The organism is Streptomyces sp. NPDC002779 (assembly GCF_042888685.1).
Taxonomy (GTDB): Bacteria; Actinomycetota; Actinomycetes; order Streptomycetales; family Streptomycetaceae; genus Streptomyces.
The window spans coordinates 43,469-50,576 of record NZ_JBIAQC010000022.1 but is presented as its reverse complement, the minus strand read 5'-3'; the positions used below and the strand labels follow the sequence as shown (position 1 = coordinate 50,576).

Genomic DNA, 7,108 nt, shown 5'->3' with positions numbered 1-7,108 from the left:
CTGGCAGCAGCCTGATAGCCACACCCGGCACCCCTGGGCGATCCAACCCTACGAATGGCTCGATCAACCCGATCAAGAAGGTAGAGCAGCCTGACCGCCCCAGTCGTCCTTCGTTCGGGTACAGAACCCGTCAGGTGTCACCCGGTCGAGTGAGCAGGGACAAAGGCTGCCGCCACGGCGCCGATACGGTCACGCCGTGACCTCGAACTCAACACAAACGCACCCCGTACGCTCCGCCGAGGTGGGGACCTTCGTCGCCATGTCATGGAGCCGCGAAACACCACAAGGCGCCATCCCCTACATCCTCGCCTTCTCCCTCGGCGACGGCGACGGCGGTCCCGAAAGCTCCGCCGCCGCCGTCGAGCAGCTGATCCACAACTGCCAGCTCACCCCCGACGACGGCCTCATCGACGGCAGCTTGCGGCCGAGCATGCCGATCAGCCTCCTCGTCGTGGACGGATCTGTGGTCCTGTCCATGCCGCAGATCAACGCACCAATCGTCCCCTCAAACCAATGGCTCGCGGATGTCGCCGAGCGCGGGTACGCCTGTCTCCTGATCACGACGCGCACGTGGCCGGGCGGAGAACTGAACGACACGGACGCACTGGCCGCCTTCGCCAACGACGAGGAGACACTGAAACTGTCTGCCAAGGTCGTCCTGCCAGCCCGCAAACTCCGCGACCGCTGACCCGGCCACCAGCCGCGGCAGGACACCAGCCCTGCCGGCACGCAACACAAGCTGATCCACGAACGCCAACACCGTCAAAAGGATCACCAGCCCGGGCAAGGTCATGAAGACGAGGAATGCCATGCCCTCAGCATCCGGGCCAGAGCCCTCCGCTCCCCCGGTGCTTCAGCCCTCGAGCACCTCGCCACGCCCGAGCGGGCGACGGCCCCGTCACAGGGTTCTTTGCCCGGGGGCCGAGCGCAGCGACACCCTCTACCTCAGGACCGCGCAGCAGTGAGCGACGGGCACGGTGTTTGTCTCACGCGGCGTGCCGCAGGGCTGCCCGGCGCGTGGTGGTGCGGCGTGGCAAGCGCAGTACGTCGTGCAGGGGGGTGCCCAGTGTTGCCCAGGTGTGGAGGCGGTCGCGGTCGACCCAGTACACCCGGTGGCGTTCGCCCCAGACTCTGGCGTCGCGGGTGAAGGAGCCGTTGGTGACGACCACGGCGATGTCGGCGTTGTGGACGGGGCCGGCGGTTCCCTTGACCTGGTACATCACCGATGAGCCGACCTTGCCCCGGACCTGGGTGTGTTTGGCCTGGACGACGATGCGGCCGCGCTGGAGGTCGTTTCCGATGACATCGGCGGCCTGGTCGCCCTGCCCGCCCACCCTGAACGCCCTCCAGCCGTCGCGGATGAGGAGATCGCGCAGCGCGTACTCGAATGTGATGTCGTCCATGGCATCGATCTCGGCCAGCGTCAGCCGCAGCCGGGCCAGCGCCTGCACCCGCAGCCGACGCACACACACCGCCCGCCACCACTGCCACCCCGCCCAAAGGCCCGCCGCGGCCGCGGCCGCGACAAGCCACGGCCAGCCGCGCACGGCCGCATGCCACGCTGCCGCCACCAGTCGCGCTCCCAGCCAGAAAAGAGCGCAGGCCACGACCGCGGCCGCAATACGCTCCCCACGGGTGCGGGGCGGGCGCAGCCCGCACACGCGCCAGCCCGCCCTCACCGGCCGGCCCCCACCGACACCGACGGCTGCGGAGCCGGCGGCTGGGCCGGGGATGCCTCACCCAAGCCGAACAGCTGACTCCATAACCACACCCCCGCCACCAGCGCGGCAATCGTCCAGCCGCTCAACTTCTTCCCCGGCGCAGACGGGTTGCGCCGAAGATGACGGCGCACGACGTGATATCCCTCAGGCGGCTTCGCCACAGCTTTCCTCCCCAGCCCGCCAGACCGCCGACTGCGGTCTGTGCACTGGGAATCGGTTTAGCAGCTGGCACTGACAAACCAGCCCCGCTGAGCCCCCGGCCACCGCATACGCCAGCATCGAACAAGCCGCTACGGCACCAACACAAACAGCACCAAGCCAAATCCCCGTGGTCCACGACCCCTGACCTGCACACATTCCCTGCGGCAGCGGACCAGGTGCACCCCACCCACGAGCCGAACCCGCAGCCCCGCCACCACCACAATCAACCCACGAAGCCGCCCGCAACCCATCCCACGCACGCGCGTTGGCGTAAAAGCAGCCCACCCACCGACACCCCGCGCTGTTGGCGGTCGCTGTCCGGCGCATGATCTGCGTCTGCTCCCGCGTTGCTGCTCAGACGCTTGGACGCAGCGGCAGCAGCAGGCGCTCACCAGGGGGCCCTGGTCCGCCAGGACGGTCAGAAACATGCCGGCTGCCCTCAGGACCTGGGTGTGGTCGTCGGGGCTGCAGAGGGTGAACTATCCCGTTCCGGCGTCGAGGACGCTCAGACACCGGCCACCGCGCTCCCGCTGCTTTCCCAAGGGCCGGTCGGACACTGTGACAGGCTGAGCCTGGATGACCTGACGGGCCACCTGGACAGTGTGTGGCTGCGTCCCGCCAGCGCGCGAGACCGTCAGCGTTCCTGGTCCGGGTAACCCCACTCGATCACGCCCTTCGCCGCCGGGGCAGCCTCGGCCACCGCAAACGCGAACGAGCTCTCGAACTCCGGCTGCCAGTGGCCGAAGCGGGTAATGCTGAGCGGGAACTGCGTCTCACCCGATACATAGTGGACGCCGCTGTCACAGACCGCGCCGTAGCTGACCTGGTCCTCGATGCCCTCGTCGCGCAGCAGCTCGCCGATCGATTCGGCGACCGCCTCGGCCTGTGCCGCGTCCGTGAGCTGCGAGACGGTGAAGTGAAGATTGATGTTGACCGACATGCCCGCAGGCTACCGCCCCAGCCGGCACGGCGAGTTCACGCAGACGGGCGACAACAGCAGGGTCAAGGCAACCTCGTCACCGGCGACGCTCCCAGGCGCCCCCAGGCGCTCCCAGCCTGAACGGCTGCCCGCCTGCTTCCGCCTCGCCCGGAGTCGCTCGTACACCCCGGCACTGGTAGCTCGCGGCCGTCGAGTCAGAGGCAAGCCTTCGCGTGTCTCTTGGTGCGCCGGCTTGTCGCACCAGCTCCGGTGGCGACGTTACGGCGAGGGGAGTTGGCCGTCAGCGTTGATTTCTGGGCGCAAGGAATCCGGCGAAGGCAGGGCTGGTCTCACGGCTTGAGTTCCACGACTTGCGAGGATCGGCGAGAAGCCGCTGCCAGACGTCTATCAGTACCTCGGTGTCCACGCCGATCATCATGCCGCAGAGCACCGACACAGGATGACGGTCGGCCGACGGCTCCGGCGAATACGCGACTCGGTGAACATGCGGGCCTGCCAGTCCCCCGCCCGCGTGGCCCGCGGGTGCAGGGAAACCGAAGTCTCTGCAGCGGAAATCGCGGGTCGGATGCCGTGCTTTGTGGGGGTCGGATCCCGAGTTCCGCACCAACTCACGGTGAGCGTCCGGCTCCTGGGCGCCGCCGCCTCATGGAGATGCCGGAACGCCTCCCGCTCAGAGCCGGCACGCGTCTCGTCCTCCACGGGCAGGACGTCAAGCAGGGCCCGGACAGGCAGCGTACTCGCGGTGGTGCCGGCATAGGCGGGGCCGACCAGGGCAGCGAGTGCCGCGCCGGCGGCCGCGAAGGCGGCAAGGCTACGCACGGTCACCTCTACCGGAAGATGCGGCAGGAACAGCGATCTTCTTAGCAGGTGGCGGTGCCTGGAAACGCCGTGTCCGGGGCGGAGTTCACCCGCAGGCGCGGGAAGTCAGAGAACGGCCTCCTGCCCGGATCCCGACCGGTTCCGGTCGCACCACGGGCCCCGCGGCGAACGGTCATGACGTCCCGGAGAGCCAGGTTCGGGGGGCTTCATCCCATGGCGGTGCGCGCCTGCCGGCCTCGCGGATGCCTGGAGTCCCCGGTGTCCCGCCCAGCCCGGTGGTCCCTTTGCTGGTGTGTGGTGGGGGCGCGTCCGCACCAACTGGTTGGCAAGGGCACGCGGGGCGTGCGGGGGAGGCGTCCAGTGTGCTACGGGTCCGCTCAAACCGGGGGTTTGCCACCGTCAAGTGCCAAATCAGATAAGCAACTTCATATCGTGAGAGGTGTTCCCGCCCCTGCCGAGCCGAGGAGTGCTTGCGTGTCCAACAGCTTCCAGATCGACCAGGTCCCGCACGGTTTCGCGTTCACCGACACCAACGGACTGATCCACTACAAGTACACGATCATCCTGTCCGTGCCTCCGCCCAACGCCGGCCCGTGGGGTGATGCGTGGCTCAGCTTCGGCTGCGCCTACGGCGACACCAAGCTCGGCGTGAGCATCTTCGCCAACGGCAGCTGGGGCGGTGTGCAGCCCCGCAACGTGCCCGACAACGGCGGCCGTCTCGGGGAGAAACTTCCCCCCGGAACCCAGAAGATCCTCATCGGACGGATGAAGAAGAACGCCGCGGACTCCGCGGACGACCTGCCGGTCAGCGTGCTCCTGGAATACCTCGGCACCTGACCCGCTCCACCGGCGCCCTCGATCCGCTGAACCAAGCCACGGGCGCCGGCCAGCCAAAACGCGTGCTCGTTCCCGTCGGGGTCCCCGGCCTCCACGGCTGCCTGACGGGGACCGGCTCGCGCACGGCCCGCTCGGACGTGAGCGGGCCGCATCTGCTGCATGGAGGCACTCATGCCGGACATCACCAAGATCACCGTTCAGCTGGTAACCGCAGCCGACCCCGGAGCCGGTACCGGCGGCTTCGTCTACGCCGGAGTCGCCGGCCGGGAGTTCCACGTGGACTCCACCCGCAACGACTTCGAACCCGGCGACAACTACGCGTACATCTTCGGCGACAGCGCGAACGTGCTCGACGCCGCGCGCAACGACCCACGCCTGCCCCGCCTCGAAACCATCGACGCCGACCGCTTTCCCGTCTACCTCCGCTTCGAAGGCAACGACAATGACGACGACTGGTGCCTGGACCGCGTAAGGGTCCTTCGGCATCCACCAGAAGGGTTCCGTAGACGTCCGCATACAGCGCGAAGTCGTCCACGCCCAGCACCCGCGGAGCCGCTGCCGACGGAAGCGGCAAGCGCATCAAGTGGAACAGGACGCTTGTCCGCGACAGCGGCGCTTGCAGGATCTGCAGGAGCCGGGCGCCGCCCCGGTCGGCGAGCAGCACCCCGGCCATCTCCACCAGGTGCTGCAGCAGCGGGCTGCGGCGCTGGTAGCGCACCGTGAGCCCCTCGACCTGCCCGGCGAACGTCCGCCGGCCGCAACTCGGGCCGTCACAGAACAACCGCCGCACCGACAGCCCGAGCAACACCGCGCGCCCACCGACAGCGACATCGGCTGCAGGGCAGCTCGGCTTCAGCGGCATTCTGGTTCCCGGCGAGTGATTGGCGAACGCGGTGTTCGTGGAGCGGTCTGCTGACTGCAGCCCGGCTCTTGTCCGGTCAGCTGACGGAGACAGCCTCAGCGGGGTCGGTCTCGGTGGTGGCCGCGGAGTGTGTGTTCTTGGGGCCGCGGACGGCGACGTAGACGAACAGGACCCCCATGATGACGGCGCCTGCCCACATGGCCTGCTGCCAGCCGTCGACGAAGGACTGCTGGGCCGCGAGGAGTACATCCGATGCGTGTGGTCCGGTGCTGCCGGCCACCTCGATGGCGTTGGCGACGCCTTCGCGGGCGGTGTCTGCGGCGTTGTGGGGAATGCCGTGCAGCTTGTCGTCGATGGCGTTGCGGTAGCCGGCGGATACGAGTGCGCCGAGCAGGGCTACGCCGAGTGCGGTGCCGAATTCGCGGGTGACGTCGTTGAGGGCGGAGGCGACGCCCTGCTTCTCGCGCGGCAGGGAGCCGGTGATGGCCTCTGTGGACGGGGTCATCGACAGGCCCATGCCGACGCCCATGGCGAGCAGACCGGGCAGGACGGACAGGTAGCCGCCGCTGACGGAGACGAACAGGGCCATGAGGGCCATGCCGACGCCGGCCAGTGCGATGCCCGCCACCATGGTCGAGCGGGCGCCGATGCGTGCGGCGAGCTTGGGGGCAAGGCCGGAGGACATCATCATCATGAGGGCCATGGGCAGCATCGCGACCGTGGACAGCAGTCCCGACCAGCCGAGTACGGCCTGAAAAAACGGGAAGAGGACCACGCCGATGCCCGCCTGGACACCGAAGACCACCAGCAGCGTGAGCGAGCCGCCGGACAGTCCGCGCTCCTGGAACAGGCGCACGTCCAGCAGTGAGGCGTCGCGGCGGCGCAGCTCCCAGGCCACAAAGCCGATGGCTGCGACAAGGCCGACGGCGAGGCTGATCAGCGTCGCGGGCGCGGTCCAGCCTTGTTCGGGGCCTTCCTGAAGGACGAAGATGAGGCCGGTCACGGCGATCACGGAGACGAGGGCGCCGACGGTGTCGAAGGGGTGGGCCGAGGTCTCCCGGGAATTGGGAACCGACTTCAGCGTCATGGCCAGCGCTACCAGGACCAGGACCACCGGCAGGGCGAACAGCCAGCGCCAGTCGGCGACGTCGACGAGGAGTGCCGCGAGGAACATGCCCAGGATGCCGCCGCCTCCGGCGACGCCGGTCCACACGCCGATCGCCTTGCCGCGCTGCTCCTCGGGGAAGGTGGAGGTGATGACGGCCAGCGTGATCGGCATGATCATTGCGGCGCCGATACCGCTGACCACCCGGGCGGCGAGCATCACTTCCGCCGTCGGGGCCAGGGCCGCGACTACGGTGGCGATGCCGAAGACTGTCAGCCCGGCAACGAGCATGGGCTTGCGGCCCAGTCGGTCACCCAGGGCGCCGAGCGGCAGCAGCAGCGCGGCCAGGGCGAGGGTGTAGATGTTGATGATCCACAGGACCGTGCTCTGGGAGGCTTCGAATTCGACGGCCATGTGGGTCTGCGCGACGTTCAGCCCGGTTACCGAGGCGATGACCGCCATCAGGGCGACGGATACCGTGATCAGGATCGTGCGCAGCTGATGCGCGTCAGGGAGACCCTCGCCGTCGGCCGGTGCGGCCTGTACGGGCCGGTTCGTACTCATGGATTCCTCTCAACATGGGCATGGTGAGTCAGCGCCGGGACAGTGCCGGTCGCCGAACG

The 7,108-nt window shown here is 68.6% G+C and carries 6 protein-coding genes; 3 read left to right on the top strand and 3 right to left on the bottom strand.

What is annotated here, in order from left to right:
* Window positions 1–196: 196 nt before the first annotated feature.
* Window positions 197–688, top strand: a complete 492-nt coding sequence (locus tag ACFYW5_RS34535; protein WP_389421096.1) for a DUF5949 family protein — start codon at window positions 197–199, stop codon at window positions 686–688.
* A gap of 298 nt (window positions 689–986) precedes the next feature.
* Here the strand turns inward: ACFYW5_RS34535 and ACFYW5_RS34530 are convergent, their stop codons facing one another.
* Together ACFYW5_RS34530 and ACFYW5_RS34525 are read right to left on the bottom strand one after the other, a co-directional pair.
* The gene (locus ACFYW5_RS34530) at window positions 987–1,661 is read right to left on the bottom strand and encodes a restriction endonuclease (protein ID WP_389421097.1); all 675 of its coding nucleotides are present in this window, start codon (window positions 1,659–1,661) and stop codon (window positions 987–989) included.
* Between the two features lie 895 nt (window positions 1,662–2,556).
* On the bottom strand, window positions 2,557–2,862 hold the full coding sequence (locus ACFYW5_RS34525) for a hypothetical protein (protein ID WP_389421095.1): 306 nt from the start codon (window positions 2,860–2,862) through the stop codon (window positions 2,557–2,559).
* A 1,293-nt stretch (window positions 2,863–4,155) separates the two neighbouring features.
* On the opposite strand from ACFYW5_RS34525, the gene ACFYW5_RS34520 reads away from it, so the two are divergent.
* Together ACFYW5_RS34520 and ACFYW5_RS34515 are read left to right on the top strand one after the other, a co-directional pair.
* A complete protein-coding gene (locus ACFYW5_RS34520; RefSeq protein ID WP_389421094.1) occupies window positions 4,156–4,518 on the top strand; it encodes a hypothetical protein in 363 nt (120 codons plus the stop codon).
* Between the two features lie 171 nt (window positions 4,519–4,689).
* A complete protein-coding gene (locus ACFYW5_RS34515; RefSeq protein WP_389421093.1) occupies window positions 4,690–5,241 on the top strand; it encodes a hypothetical protein in 552 nt (183 codons plus the stop codon).
* Between the two features lie 215 nt (window positions 5,242–5,456).
* On the opposite strand, the gene ACFYW5_RS34510 is transcribed toward ACFYW5_RS34515, so the two are convergent.
* Complete coding sequence (locus tag ACFYW5_RS34510; RefSeq protein ID WP_389421092.1) at window positions 5,457–7,049, bottom strand: MFS transporter; 1,593 nt, start codon at window positions 7,047–7,049, stop codon at window positions 5,457–5,459.
* Window positions 7,050–7,108 lie beyond the last annotated feature (59 nt).